This is a genomic window from Rhizobium sp. X9 (assembly GCF_018873185.1).
Classification (GTDB): domain Bacteria; phylum Pseudomonadota; class Alphaproteobacteria; order Rhizobiales; family Rhizobiaceae; genus Agrobacterium; species Agrobacterium oryzihabitans.
In genome coordinates, this window is record NZ_CP071311.1 from 1,378,931 (window position 1) to 1,402,137 (window position 23,207).

A 23,207-nucleotide genomic window follows, 5' to 3' on the forward strand; every position below is an offset into this window, starting at 1 on the left:
CGACGCGACCGGACCGACAGTTTTTTATCGCCCTGGTTTGCTTGATAATCTAGGTCCTGCCACCACCGATTGCGTCCAGATCGACTTCGCCGTTTCGGCGATCCTTCCTATCGTCATTTGCAGGCGTCCGGCCGTGAACCCGACAATCGCACCAAGGATATTGGCCATTGCTGGCTTCCACCCAAGAGAGAATGGACAATCGCCCGACCCGTTGCCTACCACCTACAAGAATTGCGGAGGTCTCGGGCCGAGCAACAACCGATCGGAGGAGTACGTTTACCCCTGAAATACGGGAACTGTTTTCGCGACGTTCTTTAGCGACTCCGCCATAGTAAAGTAAGGCGACCATAGCGATGCCAATTGCTTGACTGTATAGCCAGCGGACATGACATAGGCTGCGGCGGCAATGACTTCACCGGCAGATTCGCCAACCATATGCACACCAAGGATTTTATCAGTTTCCCGGTTAGACACCAGCCTGATAATACCACTGGCATGGCGACTGACAATCGCGCGCAGCACGAAGGATACCGGGAACTCTCGGACCTCATAAGGAATTTTTGCTGTTTCTGCTTGTACCGGCGTGATACCTACGGTCGCAACTTCGGGCGCGGTAAAGGTCACGCGCGGTAGTGCAGTATAATCAAGCGAGCGGAACTCTTCCGTCAGGGCGTTGTGCGCAGCAGTTGTGCCCTGCTCGCTAGCAACATAGACCAGTTGCGCTAATCCCGTCACGTCGCCGGCCGCCCAGATACGCGGGTTGGATGTACGCAGGTACTCGTCCACAACCACCTCGTTGCGCGGGCCAATGGTTATGCCGACCCTATCCAGATCAAGGCCGGCGGTGTTTGGGCGCCGACCAGTAGCAAATAAAACTTTATCTGCAAAAAGTTTTAACTCTTCGCCCCTGACCGTGACGGATGCGGCAATACCATTGGAAGCATTTGCAATTCCGGTCAGATTGGCGTCTTCATAAATCTCGATGCCTTCCTCCGATAACGCCTGCTTGAGGACTGCGGATATGACAGTATCCTCGAACGGAGCAATACGTGGCGCCATTTCCACTACAGTAACCTTAGCACCTAGACGCGAGAACATCTGCGCCTGTTCCAGTCCAATCGCGTTCCCTCCTATTACCAACAATGACTCAGGCACACGAGCAAGAGACATCGCCGACGTAGAGGTTAGGTAATCGATCTCGGCAAGACCGGGAATATCGGGAACAAACGGGCTTGCTCCGCTTGCAATCAGAACATGTCTGGCATGAACGTTGATGACGTCATTCGCCTGATTGGTTACAATTACCCGCACAACGGCAGTTGTATCAGAGCTAGAGAAGGAGGCAGTACCGCGTATGACATCAATGCCAGCCTCAGCCGGGCCTTTTACATGAAATGTCTCGCGGAATCCGCCGATCATAAGATCCTTGTCTGCAACAAGTTGCGCCAGATCAACGGCGCCGGCCGAAGTTTCGAGTCCCTGAAACCGCGGTCGCTGTGCCGACAGACGCGTCGCTGCGGCGGCGATCAGAAACTTGGAAGGAACACAGCCGATATTCAGGCAGGTTCCACCCGCTACGCCATTTTCAATCATCGCAACGGTCTTGCCAAGTCGTCGCGCTTCGTTCGCAGCGGCTCTTGCCGCTGATCCCGACCCAATCGTAACCAGATCGTAGGATAAAACCTCTTTTTGATCAATAATTTGTGAGTTTTGTTGCATAAGACACCTCTAGAAACACAAGGAGACCGATTTGTCTCCTTGCCGATAGATAGACAAATCGGTCTCCTTGTGTCAAGATACGATAAAACACAACAGAGACGGGTCGGATGGACAAGAAAGAGCAACTGATCACCACCGCTTTTCAGCTATTCTATCGGCACGGTGTCCACGCGGTCGGAATCAATCGTGTGCTGGCAGAGTCCGGCGTGGCCAAGAAGACTCTCTACAATCATTTTCCTGGCAAGGACGACCTTGTCGCGGCTACAATCGATCACTGCGATCGGCGTTATTTTTCATGGCTAAATGGGCGTCTGGAAAATGTTGAGGACGGAGAGGAAGCATTATGGGCAGTTTTTGATGCGCTTGATGATTTGTTCAAAGGTCGTGATCCATCAGTACAGGCTTTTTACGGATGCTATTTCATCAACGTGGCCGCCGAGTTCAGCGACCCGAATGATCCGATCCATCAGAAATGCGCGCGCAATAAGATGGAAATGATGAAGCTGATAAGATTTCACGTCGCCCAGATGCTTCCCTATGAAGAATCCAAGCTCGAAATATCCGATACAATCGCGATGCTGATCGAAGGTGCCATAGTGAGAGCCCATGTTGCATCCGATGCTGACGCCGCATTGAAAGCCAAAGCGGCTGCGAAGCGACTATTTTCTACACAAGTCAAAGTGTAAGGAACGTGCCGAAGAATTTGTATTTTCTGAGCAAGAAGGCGCGGAAAAAGACCTCATTTAGCGTTGAGGATAACATTTATTCAATCATGTCTGCGCGCAAATCTTCCAGTTTGAACAGCAGATCGTCTGGTACGAACCCGTTCAGTCTCATAGTGCCAATGGTAGATATGGTGCATCATGGGGATTGACTGACACTTCAGCCTTTCGGCGCAACGATAATGGCCGCGGACTGCCTCACCAATAGCCGCATGCCCCAAGTTGCAAAGCGCGAAAGAGTCCCTAGTCTCGCTTAAGATCACTGCCGTTTTGTTTCTGGTACACACAATCCTGCACATATCCTGCGATGTTGCGATTAACTGGATGCTGTTCCCCCGGTCTCTTTAATCTTTGTGCCGCTCCTCTGGCAGGCGGCGCGCAAACCCCAAGCCTGAAACGACAAGTCCCCGCCATATCTGGCAGGGACGAAAACATCAGGCCGCTTAGGTTAGGCGAACGGGCCGAGTGTTACTCTACTGCACGGAACGAGCAATCGCACCGCTGCGCGGCTGGACCGTGAGGTCCTCATCGTCCTGATCGGTTTCAAGACGCTGGAGGATCGGGCAATGCGGGCGATGGTCGCCCTTGCAAGCGTTCACCAGCATCGTGAGCGTGTGCGCCATGTCCTGCATGTCCGCGATCTTCTTCTCCAGCGCGTCGATGTGGCTCTGCGCCAGACGCTTGACCTCGGCGCTCTGCCGCGTTTCGTCGCGCCACAGGCCGAGAAGATCGCTGATCTCGGCGACCGAGAAGCCGAGATCCCGTGCGCGTCGGATGAAGCGCAGCATGTGAATGTCCGTGTCCGAATAGTCGCGGTAGCCGGAAGACTTCCGATCGGCGGCCGGAATGAGGCCAGTCTGCTCGTAGTAGCGGATCATCTTGGCCGAGACGCCGGATGCCTTGGAGGCTTGTCCGATATTCATGCGTTTTCTCCCGTAAGGTACGACAGCCGACCCCGAATATAGGGTCGGCTGCTTCGTTTCATTAGGTTGTGACCTTGAAAGTCTTGAGCCGCAACGCATTGCCGAGCACGAAGACGCTCGACAGGGCCATGGCGCCGGCGGCGAAGACCGGCGACAGTAGGATGCCGTAGGCCGGATAGAGCGCGCCGGCGGCGACCGGGATCAGGGCCGTATTGTAGGCGAAGGCCCAGAACAGGTTCTGCCGGATATTGCCGATCGTCGCCTTGGACAACGCGATGGCGTTCGGCACCCCGGTCAGGCTGCCCGACATCAGCACCACGTCCGCCGCCTCGATGGCGATATCCGTGCCCGTACCGATGGCGAGGCCCACATCCGCCTCGGCGAGCGCCGGGGCGTCGTTGATGCCGTCGCCGACGAAGGCGACCTTGCCGTGCTCGGCCTTGAGGCGACGGATCGCCTCGACCTTGCCGTCCGGCAGCACTTCCGCCACCACCTCGTCGATGCCCAGGCGCGCAGCGATGGCCTTGGCCGTGCGCTTGTTGTCGCCGGTGATAATTGCGACTTTCAGGCCGAGATCGTGCAGAGCCTTGATCGCGGCCGGCGTCGTCGCCTTGATCGGGTCGGCGACCGCGATGATCGTCGCGAGCCTGCCGTCGATCGCGGCATAGAGCGGCGACTTGCCCTCGTTGCCAAGGCGCTCGGCCACGGCAGCGAAGCCCGCAACGTCATGGCCAAGCTCGACCATGTAGCGATCTGCGCCGATCTCAATACGCTTGCCGTCAACCACGGCCTTCACGCCGAAGCCGGTCACCGATTCGAAACCAGACACGGCAGGAAGAGCGATGCCTTCCGCCTCGGCCGCATCCACGATGGCGCGGGCGATCGGGTGTTCCGACTTGGCCTCGACGGCCGCGACCAGACCCAGCACCGTTGTCCGGTTGAACCCGGCGGCCAGCTCGAGGTCGGTCAGGGCCGGTTTGCCCTCGGTCAGCGTGCCGGTCTTGTCGACGGCCACGACCCTGGCGTCCTTCAGCAGTTGCAGCGCTTCACCCTTGCGGAAGAGTACGCCCAGCTCCGCGCCCCGGCCGGTGCCGACCATGATCGAGGTCGGCGTAGCCAGACCCATGGCGCACGGGCAGGCGATGATCAGCACGGCGACCGCATTGACCAGCGCGAAGGTGAGCGCCGGCGACGGTCCGAAATAGAGCCATGCCGCGAAGGTCAGAGCCGCGACGGCGAAGACAGCCGGCACGAAATACATCGTCACCTTGTCGACCAGCGCTTGGATCGGCAGCTTCGAGCCTTGTGCTTCCTCAACCATGCGGATGATCTGCGACAGCACGGTGTTGCCGCCGACCGCCGTGGCGCGGATCGCGAAGGCGCCCTTCTGGTTCACGGTGCCGGCGACGACCTCGCTACCATTCGTCTTGGAAACCGGGATCGGTTCGCCGGTGATCATGGATTCATCGACATAGCTTTCGCCCTCGATGACCTCGCCATCGACCGGGATACGGTCGCCGGGACGGACCTCCACGATGTCACCCGACAGCACGGAGTCGATCGGAAGATCGACCGTCTTGCCGTCACGGCGGACGCGCGCCGTCTTGGCCTGAAGGCCGACCAGACGCTTGATCGCTTCCGAGGTACGCCCCTTGGCGCGGGCTTCGAGCAGCCGGCCGAGCAAAATCAGCGTGACGATGACCGCGGCGGCTTCATAATAGACGTTGATCGTCCCTGCGGGCAGGAAGCCCGGCGCGAAGGTCGCGACCAGCGAATAGCCGTAAGCCGCGAGCGAGCCGACTGCCACCAGCGAGTTCATGTCCGGCGCCAGACGCCAGAGGGCGGGAAGCCCCTTGTCATAGAAGCGGATGCCCGGCACGAACAGCACCAGCGTCGTCAGCACGAACTGGAGATACCAACTGTTCGTCATGCCGATGGTGGATTCGATCACGCCATGCACGCCCGGAATGAGGTGCGAGCCCATTTCCAAAAGGAAGACCGGAGCGGTCAGCACCGCCGCGATGGTGAAGTCGCGGGTCAGCTCGCGGCGTTCGGCTTCCTTCTTCTCGGCGCGGTCATCCGTCTCGGCCTGGCTCGACCCGGTTGCCGCTGAGATCACCTTGGCGTCGTAGCCCGCATTCTCGATCGCCGCAATCACGGCTGCCGTGTCTGCGGTTCCCTGGATCGTGGCCTTCTCGGTCGCGAGGTTGACGACGGCGTTGGTGACGCCCGGCACGGCCTTCAGGGCCTTCTCGACGCGACCCACGCAGGAGGCGCAGGTCATGCCCTCGATCGCGACTTCAAGCGAGGCGGCCGCTTGTGCGGCAGGGCTCTCCGAAACCTCATAGCCGACATCCTCGATGGCCTTGACGAGCGTGGCGCGATCGACGGGAGCATTCGTCGTGATGCTTGCCTTTTCGGTCGCCAGGTTGACGACCGCATCGGCAACGCCGGGGACGGCCTTGAGGGCTCGTTCGACACGACCGACGCAGGATGCACAGGTCATGCCTTCTATTGACAGGGAAATTGCCGCGTTTCTGGTGTCCGCAGTTCGAACGGGGGCATTCATAGCCGCCTCCTTTTCTCGTTCCGAAATTCACGTTCGGACGGAAAATGGGGCTTCCAACCATGGGAAGGTCAATAGCGCATTTTCTTTTTTTTAGCCCTTGACCTTCCCACGGTTGGAAGCACCACCTTGGGCGACATGAGATCAAAACCAAGGAGAAATCTCATGGACCTCAAAATTGAAAACATGACCTGCGGCGGTTGCGCCAAGTCCGTCACCAAGGCGATTCAGTCGGTGGACTCCGCAGCCAAGATCGAGACGAACCCCGCCGCGCGCGCCGTCAAGGTCGAGACGACCGCCACGCCGTCCGCGATCTTGCAGGTTCTTGAAGAAGCCGGCTATCCGGCGACCGCAAACTGAACCGGAGCGAGACCATGAACAAGCTCACTCCGATCTTCATCGCAGGGGCCATCGCTATCGCGGGTGGCCTGGCATTCGCTCAGACCCAGATGAAAACGGACAACAACACGATGCAAGGTCACGACATGTCAGGCATGCAGACGCCAGGATCGGACTCGCCGTCGACGAAGGCATACGAGACCGCCATGGCTGCCATGATGAAGGACATGACGGTGCCCTATACCGGCGACGCCGACGTCGACTTCATGCGCGGCATGATCCCGCACCATCAGGGCGCGATCGACATGGCGAAGGTCGTGCTCCAGTACGGCAAGGATCCCGAGGTCCGCAAACTCGCCGAAGAGGTGGTCAAGGCCCAGGAGGGCGAGATCGCCATGATGAAGAAGTGGCTCGCCGACCGAGGCAAGTAACCAGTGTCGCCTGGAACCGCCATCGTGTGTCATCAAAAAAGACGCTCGGCGGCGGACGCGGCGAGCGCGTGGGAGCGGACCAACCTGGATGAATGCAAGCCGAGGGTGCGGATGATGTTGTCTTGCACGGCGTTTTGACGGCGATGCAACGGCTGTTCATCGCTCTGCTCATGCTCCTTTCCTTCGCCAGCGTGGCGTTGACCGTTCCGGCGCTCGGTGCTCGCTTGGCCAGTAACTCCCACGTAATGATTTCGGAACACGGATCGCAGCGTCCGGCCGCAGATACCGCTGCCGATCCGTGTCAGGAGCATCGAATCTGCAGCGGAAACGATGCCTTCTGTTACGCCCTATGCTCAGGCATGACGCACTGGCTTGCGCCTAAGTCGCCGACAAATGCCCCCGCTCCTACCGCAGCGATCTGGAGCTTTACCGAGATGCCGGACTTCGCCGGCATCGGCCCCGCACGCAACGATCGCCCTCCCAAAGACGGTCTTGCTGAACGCAAGTGGCCTGCCTAGTCGCACGCCGATCTGAATTCAGAGGGAGCATAGTCCTCCCAGGAGACCGAAAATGAAGCTTATCTCACGCCGCGGCTTTCTCGCCGCAAGCGCTGCCACGCTATCCGCAGCAGCTCTACCGCGCTTCGCCAACGCCCAAAGCGCGATGGCCCTCAGCGCCGCAACGCGCGTGCTGGACGTCGACGGGCGCGCCGCCACAGTCTTCGGCCTTGAAGGGGCGAGCGGGCAAGGATTGGTTCTCGACCCCGGACAACGCTTTCGCGTCGACCTGGCCAATCGTCTCGATGTGCCGACCCTGATCCATTGGCACGGCCAGATCCCGCCCAACGAGCAGGACGGCGTTCCGAACGTGCCGCGCCCGATGCTGCAACCCGGTGAAACGCGCTCCTATGACTATGAGCCGCTTCCCGGCACCTACTGGATGCACGCGCATATCCCGCTTCAAGAAATGAATCTGCTCGCTGCGCCGCTGATCGTGCGCAGTGCCGAAGACGTGAAGGCCGACCGCCAGGAGGTCGTGATGTTCCTTCATGATTTCTCGTTCAAGACGCCCGAAGAGGTCATGCAGGAGATCACCGGCGTACATGGCGGCGGCCATGATATGAGCGCGATGGGAGGCCAATCCGATCCCGGCGCGTCGATGGACCATTCCGGCATGAAAATGGATATGCCCTCGATGCAGGGCATGGCCATGGACCTGAACGACTACGATTGGGACGCCTACCTCACCAACGACCGCACCTTGTCCGATCCGCAGATCGTCAGGGTCGAAAAGGGCGGACGGGTAAAGCTTCGGGTGATCAACGGCGCTTCGGCCACCGTCTTCTGGATTGATACCGGCGAGCTTTCGGCGCGGCTCGTAGCTGTCGACGGCCATGCCGTGCAACCGCTTGAAGGCAAACGGTTCGGCGTCGCCATGGGCCAGCGTCTCGATCTTGAGCTGGAGCTTGCCGGAGACGGAGCCTGGCCTGTGCTGGCGTTGCGCGAGGGCGCAAAGCAGCGCACCGGGCTGATCCTCGCAACGTCGGGCGCGACTATTCAGAAGATTCCCGCACTCGGCGACGCGGATGCGCCTGCGTTCGACATCGAGCTTTCGCAAGAGCAGACGCTGCGGGCGTCGGACAATCTGCCACCGCGTGCCGCGCAACGCACCCAGATGGTCATGCTAGGCGGCTCGATGCAGCCCTACCTCTGGACCATCGACGGCAAGGTCTGGGGAGAGCACAAGCCGATTGTCGCAACGACTGGCGAGCGCGTCGAGATCATGTTCCACAATATGTCGATGATGGGCCATCCGATGCACCTGCACGGCCACGTTTTTCAGGTCGTGGAGATCAACGGCAAGCGGTTCGAAGGCGCGCGGCGTGACACCGTCTATGTTCCTCCGATGGGCATGGTGACGGTGGCGCTCGATGCTGGTGAGGCGGCGCGCTGGATGCTGCATTGCCACCACATGCCGCACCTTCAAACCGGCATGATGACCGAGTTCAGTGTATCAGCGTAATAGGGCGCCTGCGCCGCGAGGGATCTTCTTGTAAACCGCCTCGGCATCGCGCGAGCCGTGAGACCGGAGTTCATCAAACTCGGCACGGGCTTCGTGCAATTCCTGCACCTGTCGGGTGTTGCGGCCAGACGCCCATGACAGAACTCAACCGCAGCAGGATCGGGCGTGACCGATGGCGAGCGGCGCGGAGACCCAACATATCGCAGCGACGCCCGCCATCGCGCGGCTCGCCGCGCGAAGACATCTGGACGCTCAACCCTACTGTTCGTCAGGTTTCCGCAGGGTTCGATTTCTGCGCATAGACGACGAGTCGCAGATGCTGCCCGCCATCGACGGTGAGCGAGGTGTGCTCGAACTCTACGGGCTGCCCGCCGACACGGATCATGCGCGTGCCGGTGCAAGGTGCATGAACTTCCTGACTGCGCCACCAGTCTTTGAACTCGGGCGAAACTGCTTCCAGTTCCGCGACCAGCCCTTTGGCATCGGCGTCTTCCCGTGCAACAGCAAAGTCACGGCGGAAGCTGGCGAGCATCGCCGGGGCCTGTTCTTCCCAATGGACGATGGCGTCGCGCAGCGCGGGATCGGTAAAGAGCAGCCGCAGCAGGTTTTGCCGGCCGGAATCGTGGCGGTTGAACCCGAACAGCGAATCGGCGGGACCGTTGAAGGCCAGCACGTCCCAGCGCAGGTTGATGATGTAGGCGGCGTGGGGCGCGAGGTCTTCCACCAACCGCGCGGCGAGCGAAGGCACGATGCAGAACGTCTTGCCGGGTTCTGCCGGCGGACGCTCGTGGGCGAGCAGGAACAGATGCCGTCTTTCGGCGGCATCGAGCTTGAGCACGCGGGCGAGATTGTCGAGGAAATCGGCGGAGACCCCGATCTCGCGGCCTTGCTCAAGCCATGTATACCAAGTCAGTCCCACGCCTGCGAGGGCGGCGACTTCCTCTCGCCGCAGCCCCGGCGTGCGACGACGCTTGGCAGCCGGGAGGCCGACATCTTCCGGCAACAGCCGCTCTCGGCGCGTGCGCAGGAAATCGGCAAGTTCGGATCGGGTTCGCTCAAGGGTGCGCATCGGTTAGCCCATTACAAAAAGCAACAGTATAAGAAGTTAAATTGTAAAAGGATAATGGGCGTGGAATCGCTGGCGCGTCAACACAAGAGGACGCCAGATGAGTTCCGAAGCCTGCACCGCCGAACCGCCTTCCACCATATCGCCCGAAGCCATCCGCCGCCCGCCCTGGCTCGGTCTGTCCATCCTGCTACTCGCGGGGTTCGTGACGATCTTCGATCTTTTCGTGGTCAATGTCGCAATCCCTTCCATGCAGGCCGAACTCGGGGCGAGCCTGTCGCAGATCGGGTTCATCGTGGCGGGTTACGAACTCGCCTTCGGTGTGCTGCTGGTTACGGGCGGACGGCTCGGCGATCTCTATGGGCGGCGGAGGCTGTTCATTCTCGGCATGGCGGGGTTCACCCTCGCATCGTTTCTTTGCGGTATTGCCCCCACCGTGGAAATCCTGATGGGCGCGCGCGTATTGCAGGGGCTGGCGGCGGCGTTGCTCTTCCCGCAGGTCTATGCCTCGATCCGGGTGAACTTCTCCGGCGACGACAGCCGCCGCGCCTTCGGTTTCCTCGGCATGACGCTGGGGCTTGCCGCTATCGCAGGACAAATCGTCGGCGGCTTTCTGGTCGAGGCCAACATCTTCGATCTTGGATGGCGCACGATCTTCCTCGTCAATGTGCCTGTCGGGGTCTTCGCAATTCTGATGGCGCGCTTCATCCCGGAGACGCGCTCGCCCGAGCGCCCGACGCTCGACTGGCCAGGCGTGGCGCTGGTCAGCCTCGGCCTTACCCTGTTGCTCGTGCCGCTGGTGGAATCCCCGACCCATGGCTGGCAGCTCTGGAGCTTCCTGTCGCTCGCCGGGGCCGCAATCCTGCTCGCCACCTTCTACCGCCATCAGGAGTGCCGCCGGAAAGCCGGCCATCAGCCCTTGGTGGACATGGTGCTTATGCGCCAACCCCGCTTCGCGCAAGGCGGACTGCTGGTGCTGCTGATCTATTCGACGGCCTCATCCTTCTTCCTTTGCTTCGCGCTTTTGGTGCAGACGGGGTTCGGCCTCAGCCCGTTCGCGGCCGGCAGCGTCTTCGTGCCGTGCTCGATCGCCTTCGTCATCCTGTCCTTGAGCGCGCCGCGCCTCGTCGCACGCTTCGGCACGCCGGCCATTGCCATGGGGGCGCTCGTCTATGCTGTCTCGTTCGGCGTGCTTATCGGACAGGTGTGGATCGCCGGACCCGATCTGGTGGTCACCCATCTCATCCCGGCGCTGATCGTGATCGGAGGGGCGCAGGCGATGATCATGACGCCGCTGCTCAACCTCGTGCTCGGCTTCGTGGAGGAGCGGCAGGCGGGCATGGCCTCTGGCGTCATCTCGACACTCCAGCAGGTTGGTGCAGCTCTTGGTGTGGCAGCGGTGGGAATCCTGTTCGGTGCGGCTCTCGGGACGGGATTGGACGGACAGGCCGCGCGCTACGCCTCCGCCTTCGTCTCCGGCATGAGTTATAACGTCGCTGCCGCCGTCATCGCCGCGATCCTGCTGGCAAGACTGGCAGTCTATGGACGCCGGACGAACTAAATGTGCTGACCTAATCGATGCGGCGGCCGGCGGCGTTCACCACCAATGAGCGACCTTCAGTTAAGAGTCTCGCCCCTCTTGTGTCGGCCATCCAATCAAGGCGCGGCATGGAGGGAGGATGCTATGCTGCATATCGAGTGGTGGCACCATCCGGCCTACGGGTACATGTCACAGCTTTCTGCCGCCGATTTCGCTTGGGAGCATCTGCGCCGCGACGACGAATATCGCCAAGACTGCCAGACGTTGGCGCTGGCCAGCAGACAAAGCGCGCACCAACTGGAATCGTTTGCGCAGCGCTGGGGCTTGCTGTTTCCCGAGTGACCCTGACTTGGCGGCTGATCTGCAAGCTCTGCTCTGGTCGCCGCGCGTGTATGCGAACGCCTTCATGCTGTTGCCCGTCGCGCATGTAATCGACGCGAACGGGCCGACCATCAAGCTTGCCCATCTCGACGGAATCGACCTGCGCCGCGCGGCCGATGGCTGGCACGGCATCTGGCGTGTCGATGGCATCGCGCATCAATTATGGCTGCCTCGCGCTGCTCCCGACGCTGCAACCTTCTACGGCACGTTCTTACCTTCGGATGCCTTTTACGAACTGCGATCTCATGCGGCCCGGCGATTCTGGCGCTCCGTCGAAGGCCGCCCGCCGGGGCCGGACTTTCGGGCCATGCTCGCCCAACTTCGCCAATGGCACATCCTGTCGCTACGCGCCTTGGACGCACGGCTGCACGGCGCGAGCTATCGCACCATCGCCGAAGCACTACTTGGATTCAGGGGCAACAAGGAGGACTGGGAAATCGCCCCGAGCAAGAACAAGGCTCGCCGCCTCGTTGCACACGGCATCAAGATGATGCGCGGTGGCTATCGGTTGCTGCTGCACTATCCCATCAAGGCAGATGGGCAGCGCTGAACGGGCAACCTGCGAAGCCATATGCAGCGCCTTTTTCCTGCCTGTGCTCAAACCGGGATTGTGATGGATTTATGCTGGAAGTGCGATCTGGCACCAGCTTGATATCGTGCGTGAGGTCGTCGAGGCCGGTGACAGTCGCGTCCAGGCGTCGCGGCGTCTCCACGGCATCGTCGTCATCGCTGCCCAACCAGGCTACGGCCGCATCCGTGTGCGGCAGAGCGCGACATGAAAGGATCAGGCCATCGGCTTTCTCTTCCTCGGTGAGCGCGAAGCGTGAGTGCTGGAGCAATTCCACCTCGCCCTCGATCAGGCGGGACTTGCAGGAGCCGCAGCGGCCGGAGCGGCAACCGTGAGGATAGGGAATGCCGGCGGCGAGCGCGGCGTCGAGGATGGTTTGGTCCTTTTGGACCTCAAGGCTGGTCCGCGCCTGCCGGATATCAACGAACTTGATCGTCATCTGCGTCTCCTCACAGGCCCCCGGCGAGACCGAGCGCCTTGACGAGGCCCGGCTTCTGGCTCAGGAAAGTCCCGTAGAAGACGTCCGATCCTATGATGGTGATCGGAGCGACGCGGACGCCGGTCCGGGCCTTTGCCTCCTCGGCGATCTTCGGGTCGGTGAGGTCGCGTTCCTCGTAGGCGAGGCCCTGTTGGTCGAGCCAGCGTTTGAGCGCGTGGCAGTCCGGACAGGTCGGTGTGGTGTAGATGAGAATCTGGGGTTTGCTGCTCTCTGTCATCGGTCTTGCCCTTCTCTGAATTCGACTCGGTTGCCCCGCCGCCAGGCCGCACAACGGTAGGCGGATTTGGCAAGGTTGTCCGCAGCGTGCGGCTTCCAGCGATTGTAAGGTCAAGACTGTTCTTGCGCGGAAAAGGAAAATTCGAGATGTGACGCAGGGGCAGAGAAGGACTGCGCCAACTGTCCCGCCGATCGACAGCGACCGTGTTTCGCATTGTGATTGCGCGCCCATCCGGTAAACTGGGTGAGACCAATCAACACGGACAGCTCTTGGCGATCAAATGCCGGCAGGTTCCGTCCCGAACTCAGGTAAAGCTTGCAGATGACTGCTATCAAGAAGACGAACGCCAAGAAGCCGGACGATCGTGCGGCCCCCACGCATATGGAGGTTGAAGCTCACCTCCTGCTCCCGTCGCTCTCGCAGAACGAGGTCACGATCCTCGCGGAAACGTTTCGCCTGCTCGGCGATCCCTCACGGTTGAAGATCCTGCTGAGCTGCGTACCGGCGCCCATTTCGGTGGGCGACATCGCCGAGCGGCTCGACCTGTCCGTGACCCTCGTCAGCCACCATCTGCGCCTGCTGCGTGGCGCGCGTCTCGTCAAGGGCGATCGCCAGGGCAAGCAAATCTTCTACGAGATCGCCGACCACCACGTCAGCCATGTTCTTCAGGATATGGCGACGCATATTTCGGAGGACCATGCGGACGACTGATCTGCCTGGAAAAGAGCATAATTTTCCTGAAAACACTTGAATAACTGTTCAATTGTGTTATTGACTCCTTCCGAAGCCGCGCAGGGCGTGTGAGGACGCGCGCCCGCTGCGGCGGCCGGAAAGGAGATCGGAATGACAACTGGACTTTCAACGCCGGGCGCTAATGAACGGCTCGGTTTTCGTGTCGACGGCATGGATTGCGCAAGCTGCGTCGGCAAGATTGAGACGGCCTTGGGCCGTCTGGGGGGTATCTCCGACGTTGCCGTCAACTTCGCGACTGAGACATTGTTGCTCTCGCGCGATGCCACAAGCAAAACGACGTCGAAGGATATCGCCAAGAAGATTCGCTCGCTCGGGTTCGACGTGTCCGAGCTGCCGCCTTCTGCGATTCCCGCCGCGCCTGTGCAGCGCTCCGACGCCCATGCTGGTCATGATCACAAAGGCTGCGCCGGCGATCACGATCACGCAAGCCACGACGATCACAACGGCTGCGGCGGCCACGATCACAAGCACGACCATGGTCATGACGGTCACGATCACGCCGCGCACGGCCATCACGGTGCTTGCGGTGGCGATCAAGACCACGCTCACCACGACCACGAGCACGAGCACGCTCATCACGATCATGATCACGGCCACGGTGGCTGCTCTGGACATGATCACGCGGGCCGCGCGCCAACTCCCCGCGCCGCACCGGCCTCTCCACCCAATGTCTCGATGCGTGTCGAGGGGATGGATTGCGCAAGCTGCGTCGGCAAGATCGAGGTCGCCTTGGCGCGGATGCCAGACGTCTCCGACGTGCGCGTGAACTTCACGACCGAAACGCTCGAACTGACGCTTGCTGCCGGCGCGATCACCAAGGTCGCCGACATCGAAAAGACGATCAAGAGCCTCGGCTTCGGGGTGTCCAACACAGGCGGGCTTTCGGCTTCGTCCGATGCGGCCATCGACGTCGCGCCAGCGATGCGCAATCAGCGCTGGTGGCAGACCCGCAAGGGCAAGCATGTCATTGGGCTCGGTCTGCTGATGGGCTCGGCCTACGCCATTGCCCAATTCTTCCCCCTTTATGCGGAATGGATCTTTGCCGCCGCCGTCGTCGCGGGCGTCATTCCCTTCGCTCGCAAGGCATTCGCGCTCGCGACCTCTGGATCTCCGTTCTCTATCGAGACGTTGATGGTTGTCGCCTCGATCGGCGCCCTCGTGATCGGCGAGGCTGAAGAAGCGGCTGCGGTCGTGTTCCTGTTCGCGGTCGGGGAATTGCTCGAAAGCGTTGCGGCCGGGAGGGCGCGCGCCGGTATAAAGGCCCTTGCATCGCTCGTGCCGAAAACGGCCGTCCTGCTCGATCCGAATGGCGGGCAGCGCAGCGTCCCGGCCACGTCCTTGCGTGTCAGCGATCTGGTTCTGGTGCGGCCGGGCGACCGCGTGCCGGCCGACGGGCAAATCATCCAGGGCGCTTCCAGCCTCGACGAGTCGCCTATCACCGGCGAATCCGTGCCACGCTCGAAGGCCAAGGGAGACAGCATTTTCGCCGGCTCCATCAATGTCGATGGCGTTCTTCAGGTCCGCGTTGAAAAGACGGCTTCCGACAACACGATCTCGCGCATCATCCAGCTCGTCGAGCAGGCGCAGTCCGCCAAGGCCCCGACCGCGCGCTTCATCGAGAATTTCAGCCGCTACTATACCCCGGCGGTGATGCTGATCGCCGCGCTGATCGTCGTCGTCCCGCCGCTCGCGATGGGCGGTGATTGGGACACATGGATCTACCGCGGCCTCGCGCTGCTGCTGATCGCATGCCCCTGCGCGCTTGTCCTCTCGACGCCTGCGGCGATTGCCTCGGGCCTCGCCGTCGGCACGCGCCGCGGCCTCCTGATCAAGGGCGGTAATGCGCTCGAAACCATCGGCAAGGTGAGCGCCATCGCCTTCGACAAGACGGGTACGCTCACTGAGGGCAAGCCGCGCGTCACCGAAGTCTTCGCCTTTGGCAAGAATGAGGAGAGCGATGTTATCGCGTTGGCGGCGGCAGTCGAAAAGGGTTCGAGCCATCCGCTTGCAAAGGCGATCATCGGCCGCGCCGAAACCGATGGCGTCGCCGTTCCCCTCGCACAGGACGCATCGGCGACGGCGGGTAAGGCCGTGCATGCGACTGTTGCCGGCCGTCGCCTCGCCGTCAGCTCCCCGACACATGCCGCCCAGGTGACGACGCTCGGGGGGCTGGAGCGCAGCGCCATCGAGAAGCTCGAAGATCGCGGCAATACCGTTGCCGTCCTTTTCGACGAGCAGGCGAAGGAAGTCCTCGGCCTCATCGCCCTGCGCGACGAACCGCGCCGTGACGCGCGCGAGGGTGTCGCCCAGCTCAAAGCGATGGGGGTCCGCTCCGTCATGCTGACCGGCGACAACCGGCGCACCGCCCAGGCCATTGCCAAGGGTCTCGGTATCGAGTGGAGCGCCGAGCTGCTGCCGCAGGACAAGCTCAATCTCGTGAATGAGATGAAGCGCCAGTCGAAGGTTGCCATGGTCGGCGACGGTATCAACGATGCTCCGGCTCTGGCCTCTGCTGATGTTGGTATCGCTATGGGCGGCGGAACTGATGTCGCCATCGAGACTGCTGATGCGGCCCTCATGAAAAGCCGCGTCACGGATGTCGCCCATCTGGTCGCGCTGTCTCGCGCGACCATGGCGAACATTCACCAGAATGTGGTCTTCGCTCTGGCGCTGAAGGCGTTGTTCCTTGTCACCAGCGTCCTCGGCATCACCGGCCTCTGGATCGCGGTCCTTGCCGATACGGGCGCAACTGCGATCGTTACGCTGAATGCGTTGCGGCTCTTGCGTTTCAAGGGGGCGAAGTCTGCCGATGACGGTCGCGATGAAGGTATGCGTTCTCGCCCCCTCGTCCCGGCCGAAAGCCGCTAGTCCCACGCACTCAAGGAGCCGTCAGCCGGTTAGGACTGGCGGCTTCCCATGACTGGAGCCCGTCGCGGTAACGCTGATCCATCGCGCTCATTCGGGGACGGACTCCACTTCCTCCAAGACGTCGGCGAAGCAAGGCATGCGGTTGGCCGCTGCATGGCTAGGCGGCAGCGTCAAGGGTCCGTTCGGAAAAACTTTTCCAAGGCCCTTGACCTTTCCATCGTTGGAAACCGCACCTTCGCAAAAAAAATGAACGTCGCCGCATCCGGCTGGCCGGGAGCGCGCGTCTTTTGAAGGTGAACGAGAATGAGTAATAAAGCCGCCACCCTATTCCTGGCCGGCGCCGTCATCGCCGGTGGCACGCTTGCCACCGTCTATCGCGACGAGATCGGACCCTACGCCAAAAGCGTTCTGGCGCTTGCTTCCTCGACCGCTGCCTCGGAGGCTGTCGCGCAGCCGGCACAGATGCCTGTTCCGCAGGTGCCGGTTGCCGAGGTCATCACGCGCAAGGTCGCGCCGTCCGTTGAGTTTACCGGTCATCTGGAAGCGGCCAAGGCACAGTTGCAGCAGGCAAACGTTCTGCACGATCAGGCCGAGATCGACTTCGGGCGCACCGAAGCGCTGACTTCGAAAGGCAACGCGCCACGCAAGGCTTTCGATGACGCGCAGGCCATGCGGCGTCAACGCCAGGCGCAAGTCGACATCGCCAAGGTTGCCGTCTCGGCCGCCGAACTCGATCTCTCCTTCACCCGCGTCACCGCACCGATTGCAGGGCGCGTCGACCGGGTTCTCATCACAGAAGGCAATCTCGTCACCGGCGGCAATGCAGGCGCTGCGACGCTCCTCACCACGATTGTCGCGACCGACCCGCTCTACGTCTATTTCGACATCGACGAAGCCACCTATCTCGGCTTTGTAGCCAATGCCCGCGCACCCGAGACGGGAACGGTTGCCGGCAAGCTCCCGGTGCATCTGGGCTTGATGACCGATACGGGCTTCCCGCATACCGGCGAACTCGACTTCCTCGGCAACCGCGTGGACCGGAGCACCGGGACGATCCGCGCAAGAGCCATCGTCAAGAACCCGGACGGCAGGCTGACGCCCGGCCTGTTCGCGCGGGTCAAGCTCGTCACGGCCGAACCAGCCCAGACCGTGCTCATCGACGATCAGGCGATCGGTATCGACCAGGGGCGGCGCTACGTTCTCGCTCTCGGGGCCGACAACAAGGCGGAATACCGCCCGGTCGAAATCGGACCCATGATCGATGGCCTGCGCGTCGTCGCGGCGGGTCTCAAGCCAGCCGACAAGATCATTGTGAAAGGACTCGTCCGCCCAGGCATGCAGGTGGTGCCGCAGATGATCTCCATGCTGCCGGGGGATGCTGAGAACGGTGACCAAGCTGCCGCGGGATCGCAGGAGGCGCGTCAATGAATATTCCGCGCTTTTTCGTCGACCGCCCCATCTTCGCGGTCGTTCTATCCGTCCTGATGCTGATCGCCGGTGGTCTGACGCTTCTGAAGCTCCCCCTCAGCGAGTATCCGCAAGTGACGCCACCCACAGTGCAGGTTACCGCAAGCTATCCCGGTGCGAATCCCGAAGTGATCGCCGAAACCGTCGCCGCCCCTCTGGAGCAGGCTATCAACGGCGTCGAAAACATGCTCTACATGAGTTCGCAGGCGGCGACCGACGGACGCATGACCCTGACCATTGCGTTCAAGCAGGGCACCGACCCCGACATGGCGCAGATTCAGGTGCAGAATCGCGTTTCGCGCGCCTTGCCCAGGCTTCCGCAGGAAGTGCAGCGCATCGGGGTCGTGACGCAGAAGACGTCCCCGGACATCCTGATGGTCGTCCATCTCGTCTCGCCCGACAATCGCTACGATCCCCTCTACCTGTCGAACTTCGCGATCCTTCAGGTTCGCGACCAGTTGGCCCGGTTACCGGGCGTGGGTGACGTCATCCTCGGCGGAGCCGGCGAATATTCGATGCGCGTGTGGCTCGATCCGGCCAAGGTGGCCGCGAGGGGGCTGACCGCCAGCGACGTCGTTGGGGCGATTCAGGAACAGAACGTTCAGGTGGCCGCCGGCTCGGTCGGCCAGCAGCCCGAAGCCTCGGCGGCGTTTCAGGTGACGGTCAACACGCTCGGAAGGCTGTCCAGCGAGCAGCAGTTCGGCGAGATCGTCGTAAAGACAGGCACCGACGGTCAGGTCACCCGCTTGCGCGACGTTGCCCGCATCGAGCTTGGCGCAGACTCCTATGCCCTTCGTAGCCTCCTCAACGGCAAGCCGGCGCTCGCGATGCAGATCATCCAAAGCCCCGGCGCGAATGCGCTCGACGTATCGAGCGCCGTCCGCACCACCATGGCCGAACTTCAGAAGGGCTTTCCGGAAGGCATCGAATATCGGATCGCCTACGATCCCACGGTGTTCGTCAAGGCGTCTCTCGAAGCTGTGGTCATGACGCTGCTCGAAGCCGTCGTGCTGGTCGTTATCGTCGTGGTTCTGTTCCTCCAGACGTGGCGGGCGTCGATTATTCCCCTTGTCGCCGTTCCCGTCTCCCTGGTCGGCACATTTGCGCTGATGTATATGTTCGGTTTCTCGCTGAACACGTTGTCCCTCTTCGGCCTCGTTCTCTCGATCGGCATCGTGGTCGACGACGCGATCGTCGTGGTCGAGAACGTCGAGCGCCACATCGCGCTTGGGGAAACGCCGAAAGAGGCGGCGCGCAAGGCCATGGACGAGGTGACGGGGCCGATCGTTGCCATCACCTCCGTCCTGTCGGCCGTGTTCATTCCATCGGCGTTCCTCTCGGGCTTGCAGGGCGAATTCTACCGCCAATTCGCGCTGACGATTGCGATCTCGACTATCCTGTCGGCGATCAACTCACTCACGCTCTCTCCGGCGCTTGCTGGCGTGCTCCTGAAGCCCCACCACGGCGACGTGAAGCGCGATCTCCTGACCCGCGTGATCGACTTCCTGTTCGGCTGGTTCTTCCGGCTGTTCAATCGCTTTTTCGACGGCGCCTCGAACGCCTATGCCTGGTCGGTGCGCCGTGCCGCGAGGCTCAGTGGCCTCGTCCTGCTCGTCTATGCCGGCCTGCTCGGCATGACGTGGGTCGGCTTCCAGACGGTGCCGGGCGGCTTCGTGCCAGCCCAGGACAAATACTACCTCGTCGGCATCGCCCAGCTCCCGACCGGCGCTTCGCTCGACCGGACCGAGGCTGTGGTTAAGAAAATGTCGGAGATCGCGCTTGCCGAGCCGGGCGTGGAGAGTGTCGTCGCGTTTCCGGGGCTCTCGGTCAACGGCATGGTCAACATCCCCAACGCGGCTGTCATGTTTACGATGCTCAAGCCGTTCGACGAACGAAAGGACCCGTCGCTTTCGGCCTTCGCCATCGCCGGCAAGCTCATGGGCAAGTTCAGCCAGATCCCCGATGGCTTTGCCGGCATGTTCCCGCCGCCGCCCGTTCCGGGGCTCGGTTCGACCGGCGGCTTCAAGATCCAGATCGAAGATCGAGCGGGTCTCGGCTTCGAAGCGCTCGCTCAGGCGCAGGGCGCGATCATGGGCAGAGCGATGCAGATGCCCGAGCTGGCCGGAATGCTGGCGAGCTTCCAGGTGAACGCGCCGCAGGTGCAGGTCGATATCGACAGGGTGAAAGCGAAGTCGCAAGGCGTGCCGCTCAACACCATCTTCGAGACGTTGCAGGTCAACTTGGGATCGCTCTACGCGAACGACTTCAATCGCTTTGGCCGCACCTACCGCGTGATGGTGCAAGCGGACGCGCCGTTCCGCATGCAGCCCGAGGACATCGGCCGCCTGAAGGTCCGCAACGCAGCTGGCAACATGATTCCGCTTTCGGCTCTGCTGACCATCAAGCACAGCTCAGGCCCCGATCGTGTCATGCACTACAACGGCTTCCCGTCTGCGGACATCAGCGGCAGTCCCGCGCACGGATACTCGTTCGGGCAGGCCACCGCCGCCATGGAGCGCATCGCATCGGAAACCTTGCCCGTGGGAATGGCCTTCGAATGGACCGATCTCGCCTATCAGGAGAAGCAGGCCGGCAACACCGCCATGTATGTCTTCCCGCTGTCCGTCCTGCTCGCGTTCCTGATCCTCGCGGCGCAGTACAACAGTTGGTCCCTTCCCTTCGCGGTCCTGCTGATCGCGCCAATGGCATTGCTCTCGGCAATCGCCGGGGTGTGGTTCACCGGCGGCGACAACAACATCTTCACGCAAATCGGCTTTGTTGTTCTGGTCGGTCTTGCCGCGAAGAACGCAATCCTGATCGTCGAGTTCGCCCGAGCGAAGGAAGGTGAAGGCGTCGATCCCTTGACCGCCGTCCTCGAAGCGGCTCGCCTGCGCCTGCGACCGATCCTGATGACATCGCTCGCTTTCATCGCCGGCGTGATTCCGCTCGTCATCGCCACCGGGGCGGGCGCCGAAATGCGGCACGCCATGGGCATCGCCGTCTTCGCCGGCATGCTCGGCGTGACGCTGTTCGGCCTGCTCCTGACGCCGATCTTCTATGTGGTCGTGCGCCGGCTCGCGATCAGGCGGAGCGCGTCGCCCCAGCAGGCGACTGAAGCCCACGCCTAAGGAGGTCGGCACACGATTCCGCGCCGGGGCTGCCCGTGGCCGTCGCCGCACCTCGGCGTGGTCGGGCCACGAGGACCTCAGCGATCGAACACACAGCAAAACATCAACACGCGGCTATCCGGAAGGGACTTCAAACATGGATATCGGCATCGGCGAACTCTCTCAGCTCACCGGCGTCAAAATTCCTACGATCCGCTACTATGAGCAGATCGGGCTGCTGCGCGAGCGCTCGCGGAGCAAGGGAAACCAGAGACGCTACGACCACGGCGCGGTTCATCGCCTTCTTTTCATTCGCCGCGCCCGCGATCTCGGCTTCAGCATCGAGGCGATCAAGGATCTGTTTCGACTTGCCGACGTCTCATTCTCAAGTCCGGCCGAAGCGCTCCGCATCGCAAAGGAGCAACTCGCTGCGGTCGAGGAAAAAATCGTTCAACTGGAAACACTCGAAAAGGTGATTCAGCTCGTTGCCGAAAGCGAGAATGACGGGAATCTGATCCCGCTCGATATTTTGCCCTTGAATGACACCAGCCGCGATGGCGATGCTGAGGTGAAAGCTTCAAGCAAAGGCCGCGTATCGATTCACTAGCCTCATCCCAAGGACCCACGACGTTGAGATACTATTCCCATGTGAAAAGGAGCCAGAGCTGTATCGTGGTCGGTGCGGGACCGGCGGGCCTGATGCTCGGTCTCCTACTGGCCCGGTCGGGCGTCGACGTCACGGTCATAGAAAAGCATCAGGACTTCCTGCGGGACTTTCGCGGAGACACCATCCACCCGTCGACCCTCGAAGCGATCCACGAGCTTGGCTTCCTCGACGAGCTTCTCGCTCTTCCCCACCAGAAAGCCTACCAGCTCCACGCCGAGATCGCCGGGCGCAGCGCCACGATCGCCGATTTCTCCAGGCTACCGACGCGCGCCAAGTTCATCGCCTTCATGCCGCAATGGGACTTCCTGAATTTTCTGGCGGAAAAGGCTGGGGAATATCCGCGTTTCCGACTGCAAATGTCGACCGAAGTAACCTCGCTTCGTTGGGACAACGAACGCGTTGTCGGCGTGAACGTGCGCCAGGGCGACCGCGACCTCGTTCTGGAAGCCGATCTCGTGATCGGGGCGGATGGACGCAATTCGATCGTCCGCAAGGCGGCAGGACTTGACGTGCAGAGTTTCGGTACTGCCACCGATCTTCTCTGGATGAAGGTCTCGAAAGAGGCCGGCGATCCCCAGCAGGCGATGGGGCATGCCGGCCCGCGGCAGGGGCTGGTTTTGATCGATCGTGGCGACTACTGGCAATGCGGCTATGTCCTTGCCAAGGGAACCGTCGATACCCTGAAAGCGGAGGGGCTTAGCGCGCTTCGCGCGAGGATTGCCGAAGTCGCGCCATTGCCGAACGATCGCTTTGAAGAAATTCGCTCCTGGGATGACGTCCACCTCCTGAGCGTTCGGATCGACCGGCTGAAGACGTGGTGGAAACCCGGCGTGCTGTGCATCGGGGATGCAGCCCACGCCATGTCGCCGATCGGCGGTGTCGGGGTAAATCTCGCGATCCAGGACGCTATAGCCACGGCCAACACGCTGGCGGAAGCCTTGCGCGAGGGCCGGCTGCAAACATGCTTGCTTGATGCCGTACAGCGCCGACGCAGCTTTCCAACCAAAGCGACCCAGAAGCTGCAATTGATGATGCGCAGTCGCAAGCGAGCGGGTGAGGCGCGCAATACGCGAAGTCGGAAACCTCCACTCTTCATGCGGCTGATAGCCAGGTCATCTCTGCTGCCCCGGCTGACTGGCCGCCTCATTGGGATCGGCTTCCGTCCGGAGCATGTCCGCACCCAACTCGTCGATTGGACCTGTTCGCTGAAAGGCCCTCATAGACAGAAGCCGCACGATGACGCGCTGGAAGACCATTGATCGCACCACATCGAAACCTGCGACCTGTGCCACCGGCCCAGGCGGAGCGACAGTTGAACGAGGAGTGAATGTGAAGACCGTCAGGCTTGGGAC

Annotated in this window: 19 protein-coding genes and 1 pseudogene; 14 read left to right on the top strand and 6 right to left on the bottom strand. The window is 61.6% G+C overall.

The annotated features are described in order from the left end of the window. Nucleotides 1–276: 276 nt before the first annotated feature. Nucleotides 277–1,719 (bottom strand): FAD-dependent oxidoreductase, encoded by a 1,443-nt coding sequence (locus JZY08_RS06770; RefSeq protein ID WP_080918556.1) that lies wholly within the window; start codon nt 1,717–1,719, stop codon nt 277–279. 107 nt (nt 1,720–1,826) lie between these two features. Between JZY08_RS06770 and JZY08_RS06775 the strand changes: the two genes are divergently transcribed. Then, nucleotides 1,827–2,405: a TetR/AcrR family transcriptional regulator gene (locus JZY08_RS06775; RefSeq protein ID WP_080918555.1), complete on the top strand. Its 579-nt coding sequence runs from the start codon at nt 1,827–1,829 to the stop codon at nt 2,403–2,405. A gap of 509 nt (nt 2,406–2,914) precedes the next feature. On the opposite strand, the gene cueR is transcribed toward JZY08_RS06775, so the two are convergent. Together cueR and JZY08_RS06785 are read right to left on the bottom strand one after the other, a co-directional pair. Beyond that, complete coding sequence (cueR, locus tag JZY08_RS06780) at nt 2,915–3,364, bottom strand: Cu(I)-responsive transcriptional regulator (protein WP_080918554.1); 450 nt, start codon at nt 3,362–3,364, stop codon at nt 2,915–2,917. Between the two features lie 61 nt (nt 3,365–3,425). Then, nucleotides 3,426–5,933, bottom strand: a complete 2,508-nt coding sequence (locus tag JZY08_RS06785; RefSeq protein WP_080918553.1) for a heavy metal translocating P-type ATPase — start codon at nt 5,931–5,933, stop codon at nt 3,426–3,428. Between the two features lie 162 nt (nt 5,934–6,095). Here JZY08_RS06785 and JZY08_RS06790 point away from each other — a divergent pair, with 162 nt between their 5' ends. The 4 genes from JZY08_RS06790 to JZY08_RS06805 all read left to right on the top strand — a co-directional run bounded on the left by JZY08_RS06790 (nt 6,096) and on the right by JZY08_RS06805 (nt 8,722). Next, nucleotides 6,096–6,290, top strand: a complete 195-nt coding sequence (locus tag JZY08_RS06790; RefSeq protein ID WP_080918552.1) for a heavy-metal-associated domain-containing protein — start codon at nt 6,096–6,098, stop codon at nt 6,288–6,290. Nucleotides 6,291–6,304: 14 nt separating this feature from the next. Next, nucleotides 6,305–6,700, top strand: coding sequence for a DUF305 domain-containing protein (locus JZY08_RS06795; protein WP_080918551.1), 396 nt, complete (start codon nt 6,305–6,307; stop codon nt 6,698–6,700). A gap of 92 nt (nt 6,701–6,792) precedes the next feature. Continuing rightward, nucleotides 6,793–7,218: a hypothetical protein gene (locus JZY08_RS06800; protein ID WP_080918550.1), complete on the top strand. Its 426-nt coding sequence runs from the start codon at nt 6,793–6,795 to the stop codon at nt 7,216–7,218. Between the two features lie 52 nt (nt 7,219–7,270). Then, on the top strand, nt 7,271–8,722 hold the full coding sequence (locus JZY08_RS06805) for a multicopper oxidase family protein (RefSeq protein ID WP_080918549.1): 1,452 nt from the start codon (nt 7,271–7,273) through the stop codon (nt 8,720–8,722). Nucleotides 8,723–8,990: 268 nt separating this feature from the next. Here JZY08_RS06805 and JZY08_RS06810 read toward each other — a convergent pair whose 3' ends face one another. Next, nucleotides 8,991–9,791, bottom strand: coding sequence for a helix-turn-helix transcriptional regulator (locus JZY08_RS06810; RefSeq protein WP_080918548.1), 801 nt, complete (start codon nt 9,789–9,791; stop codon nt 8,991–8,993). A 97-nt stretch (nt 9,792–9,888) separates the two neighbouring features. On the opposite strand from JZY08_RS06810, the gene JZY08_RS06815 reads away from it, so the two are divergent. The 3 genes from JZY08_RS06815 (at nt 9,889) to JZY08_RS06825 (ending at nt 12,259) form a co-directional block, all read left to right on the top strand. Then, entirely contained in the window at nt 9,889–11,349 is a 1,461-nt protein-coding gene (locus tag JZY08_RS06815; protein WP_080918547.1) for an MFS transporter, read from the top strand. A gap of 123 nt (nt 11,350–11,472) precedes the next feature. Continuing rightward, nucleotides 11,473–11,670, top strand: coding sequence for a DUF6499 domain-containing protein (locus JZY08_RS06820; protein WP_080918546.1), 198 nt, complete (start codon nt 11,473–11,475; stop codon nt 11,668–11,670). Between the two features lie 64 nt (nt 11,671–11,734). Further along, a complete protein-coding gene (locus tag JZY08_RS06825; RefSeq protein WP_080918570.1) occupies nt 11,735–12,259 on the top strand; it encodes a DUF2285 domain-containing protein in 525 nt (174 codons plus the stop codon). A 91-nt stretch (nt 12,260–12,350) separates the two neighbouring features. On the opposite strand, the pseudogene JZY08_RS06830 reads toward JZY08_RS06825, so the two are convergent. Continuing rightward, a pseudogene (locus JZY08_RS06830) lies at nt 12,351–12,716 on the bottom strand (2Fe-2S iron-sulfur cluster-binding protein); the annotation flags it as partial. A gap of 10 nt (nt 12,717–12,726) precedes the next feature. Further along, a complete protein-coding gene (locus tag JZY08_RS06835) occupies nt 12,727–12,993 on the bottom strand; it encodes a glutaredoxin family protein (RefSeq protein ID WP_080918545.1) in 267 nt (88 codons plus the stop codon). A 381-nt stretch (nt 12,994–13,374) separates the two neighbouring features. Between JZY08_RS06835 and JZY08_RS06840 the strand changes: the two genes are divergently transcribed. From JZY08_RS06840 to JZY08_RS06865, 6 genes are all read left to right on the top strand, one after another. Beyond that, entirely contained in the window at nt 13,375–13,704 is a 330-nt protein-coding gene (locus JZY08_RS06840) for a metalloregulator ArsR/SmtB family transcription factor (protein ID WP_080918569.1), read from the top strand. A 132-nt stretch (nt 13,705–13,836) separates the two neighbouring features. Then, a complete protein-coding gene (locus JZY08_RS06845) occupies nt 13,837–16,614 on the top strand; it encodes a heavy metal translocating P-type ATPase (protein ID WP_080918544.1) in 2,778 nt (925 codons plus the stop codon). A 303-nt stretch (nt 16,615–16,917) separates the two neighbouring features. Continuing rightward, a complete protein-coding gene (locus JZY08_RS06850; RefSeq protein ID WP_216331377.1) occupies nt 16,918–18,042 on the top strand; it encodes an efflux RND transporter periplasmic adaptor subunit in 1,125 nt (374 codons plus the stop codon). Next, on the top strand, nt 18,039–21,209 hold the full coding sequence (locus JZY08_RS06855) for an efflux RND transporter permease subunit (protein WP_080918542.1): 3,171 nt from the start codon (nt 18,039–18,041) through the stop codon (nt 21,207–21,209). The genes JZY08_RS06850 and JZY08_RS06855 overlap by 4 nt, the downstream gene beginning before the upstream one ends. Before the next feature lie 136 nt (nt 21,210–21,345). Continuing rightward, complete coding sequence (locus JZY08_RS06860; protein WP_080918541.1) at nt 21,346–21,795, top strand: MerR family transcriptional regulator; 450 nt, start codon at nt 21,346–21,348, stop codon at nt 21,793–21,795. A 92-nt stretch (nt 21,796–21,887) separates the two neighbouring features. After that, the gene (locus JZY08_RS06865) at nt 21,888–23,114 is read left to right on the top strand and encodes an FAD-dependent oxidoreductase (RefSeq protein ID WP_080918568.1); all 1,227 of its coding nucleotides are present in this window, start codon (nt 21,888–21,890) and stop codon (nt 23,112–23,114) included. Nucleotides 23,115–23,207 lie beyond the last annotated feature (93 nt).

Excerpts from the sequence above, each read along its gene's own strand:
- JZY08_RS06770 (WP_080918556.1), bottom strand. The coding sequence starts at position 1,719 with ATGCAACAAAACTCACAAATTATTGATCAAAAAGAGGTTTTATCCTAC.
- JZY08_RS06775 (WP_080918555.1), top strand. The coding sequence starts at position 1,827 with ATGGACAAGAAAGAGCAACTGATCACCACCGCTTTTCAGCTATTCTAT.
- cueR (WP_080918554.1), bottom strand. The coding sequence starts at position 3,364 with ATGAATATCGGACAAGCCTCCAAGGCATCCGGCGTCTCGGCCAAGATG.
- JZY08_RS06785 (WP_080918553.1), bottom strand. The coding sequence starts at position 5,933 with ATGAATGCCCCCGTTCGAACTGCGGACACCAGAAACGCGGCAATTTCC.
- JZY08_RS06790 (WP_080918552.1), top strand. The coding sequence starts at position 6,096 with ATGGACCTCAAAATTGAAAACATGACCTGCGGCGGTTGCGCCAAGTCC.
- JZY08_RS06795 (WP_080918551.1), top strand. The coding sequence starts at position 6,305 with ATGAACAAGCTCACTCCGATCTTCATCGCAGGGGCCATCGCTATCGCG.
- JZY08_RS06800 (WP_080918550.1), top strand. The coding sequence starts at position 6,793 with ATGCAAGCCGAGGGTGCGGATGATGTTGTCTTGCACGGCGTTTTGACG.
- JZY08_RS06805 (WP_080918549.1), top strand. The coding sequence starts at position 7,271 with ATGAAGCTTATCTCACGCCGCGGCTTTCTCGCCGCAAGCGCTGCCACG.
- JZY08_RS06810 (WP_080918548.1), bottom strand. The coding sequence starts at position 9,791 with ATGCGCACCCTTGAGCGAACCCGATCCGAACTTGCCGATTTCCTGCGC.
- JZY08_RS06815 (WP_080918547.1), top strand. The coding sequence starts at position 9,889 with ATGAGTTCCGAAGCCTGCACCGCCGAACCGCCTTCCACCATATCGCCC.
- JZY08_RS06820 (WP_080918546.1), top strand. The coding sequence starts at position 11,473 with ATGCTGCATATCGAGTGGTGGCACCATCCGGCCTACGGGTACATGTCA.
- JZY08_RS06825 (WP_080918570.1), top strand. The coding sequence starts at position 11,735 with ATGCTGTTGCCCGTCGCGCATGTAATCGACGCGAACGGGCCGACCATC.
- JZY08_RS06835 (WP_080918545.1), bottom strand. The coding sequence starts at position 12,993 with ATGACAGAGAGCAGCAAACCCCAGATTCTCATCTACACCACACCGACC.
- JZY08_RS06840 (WP_080918569.1), top strand. The coding sequence starts at position 13,375 with ATGGAGGTTGAAGCTCACCTCCTGCTCCCGTCGCTCTCGCAGAACGAG.
- JZY08_RS06845 (WP_080918544.1), top strand. The coding sequence starts at position 13,837 with ATGACAACTGGACTTTCAACGCCGGGCGCTAATGAACGGCTCGGTTTT.
- JZY08_RS06850 (WP_216331377.1), top strand. The coding sequence starts at position 16,918 with ATGAGTAATAAAGCCGCCACCCTATTCCTGGCCGGCGCCGTCATCGCC.
- JZY08_RS06855 (WP_080918542.1), top strand. The coding sequence starts at position 18,039 with ATGAATATTCCGCGCTTTTTCGTCGACCGCCCCATCTTCGCGGTCGTT.
- JZY08_RS06860 (WP_080918541.1), top strand. The coding sequence starts at position 21,346 with ATGGATATCGGCATCGGCGAACTCTCTCAGCTCACCGGCGTCAAAATT.
- JZY08_RS06865 (WP_080918568.1), top strand. The coding sequence starts at position 21,888 with ATGCTCGGTCTCCTACTGGCCCGGTCGGGCGTCGACGTCACGGTCATA.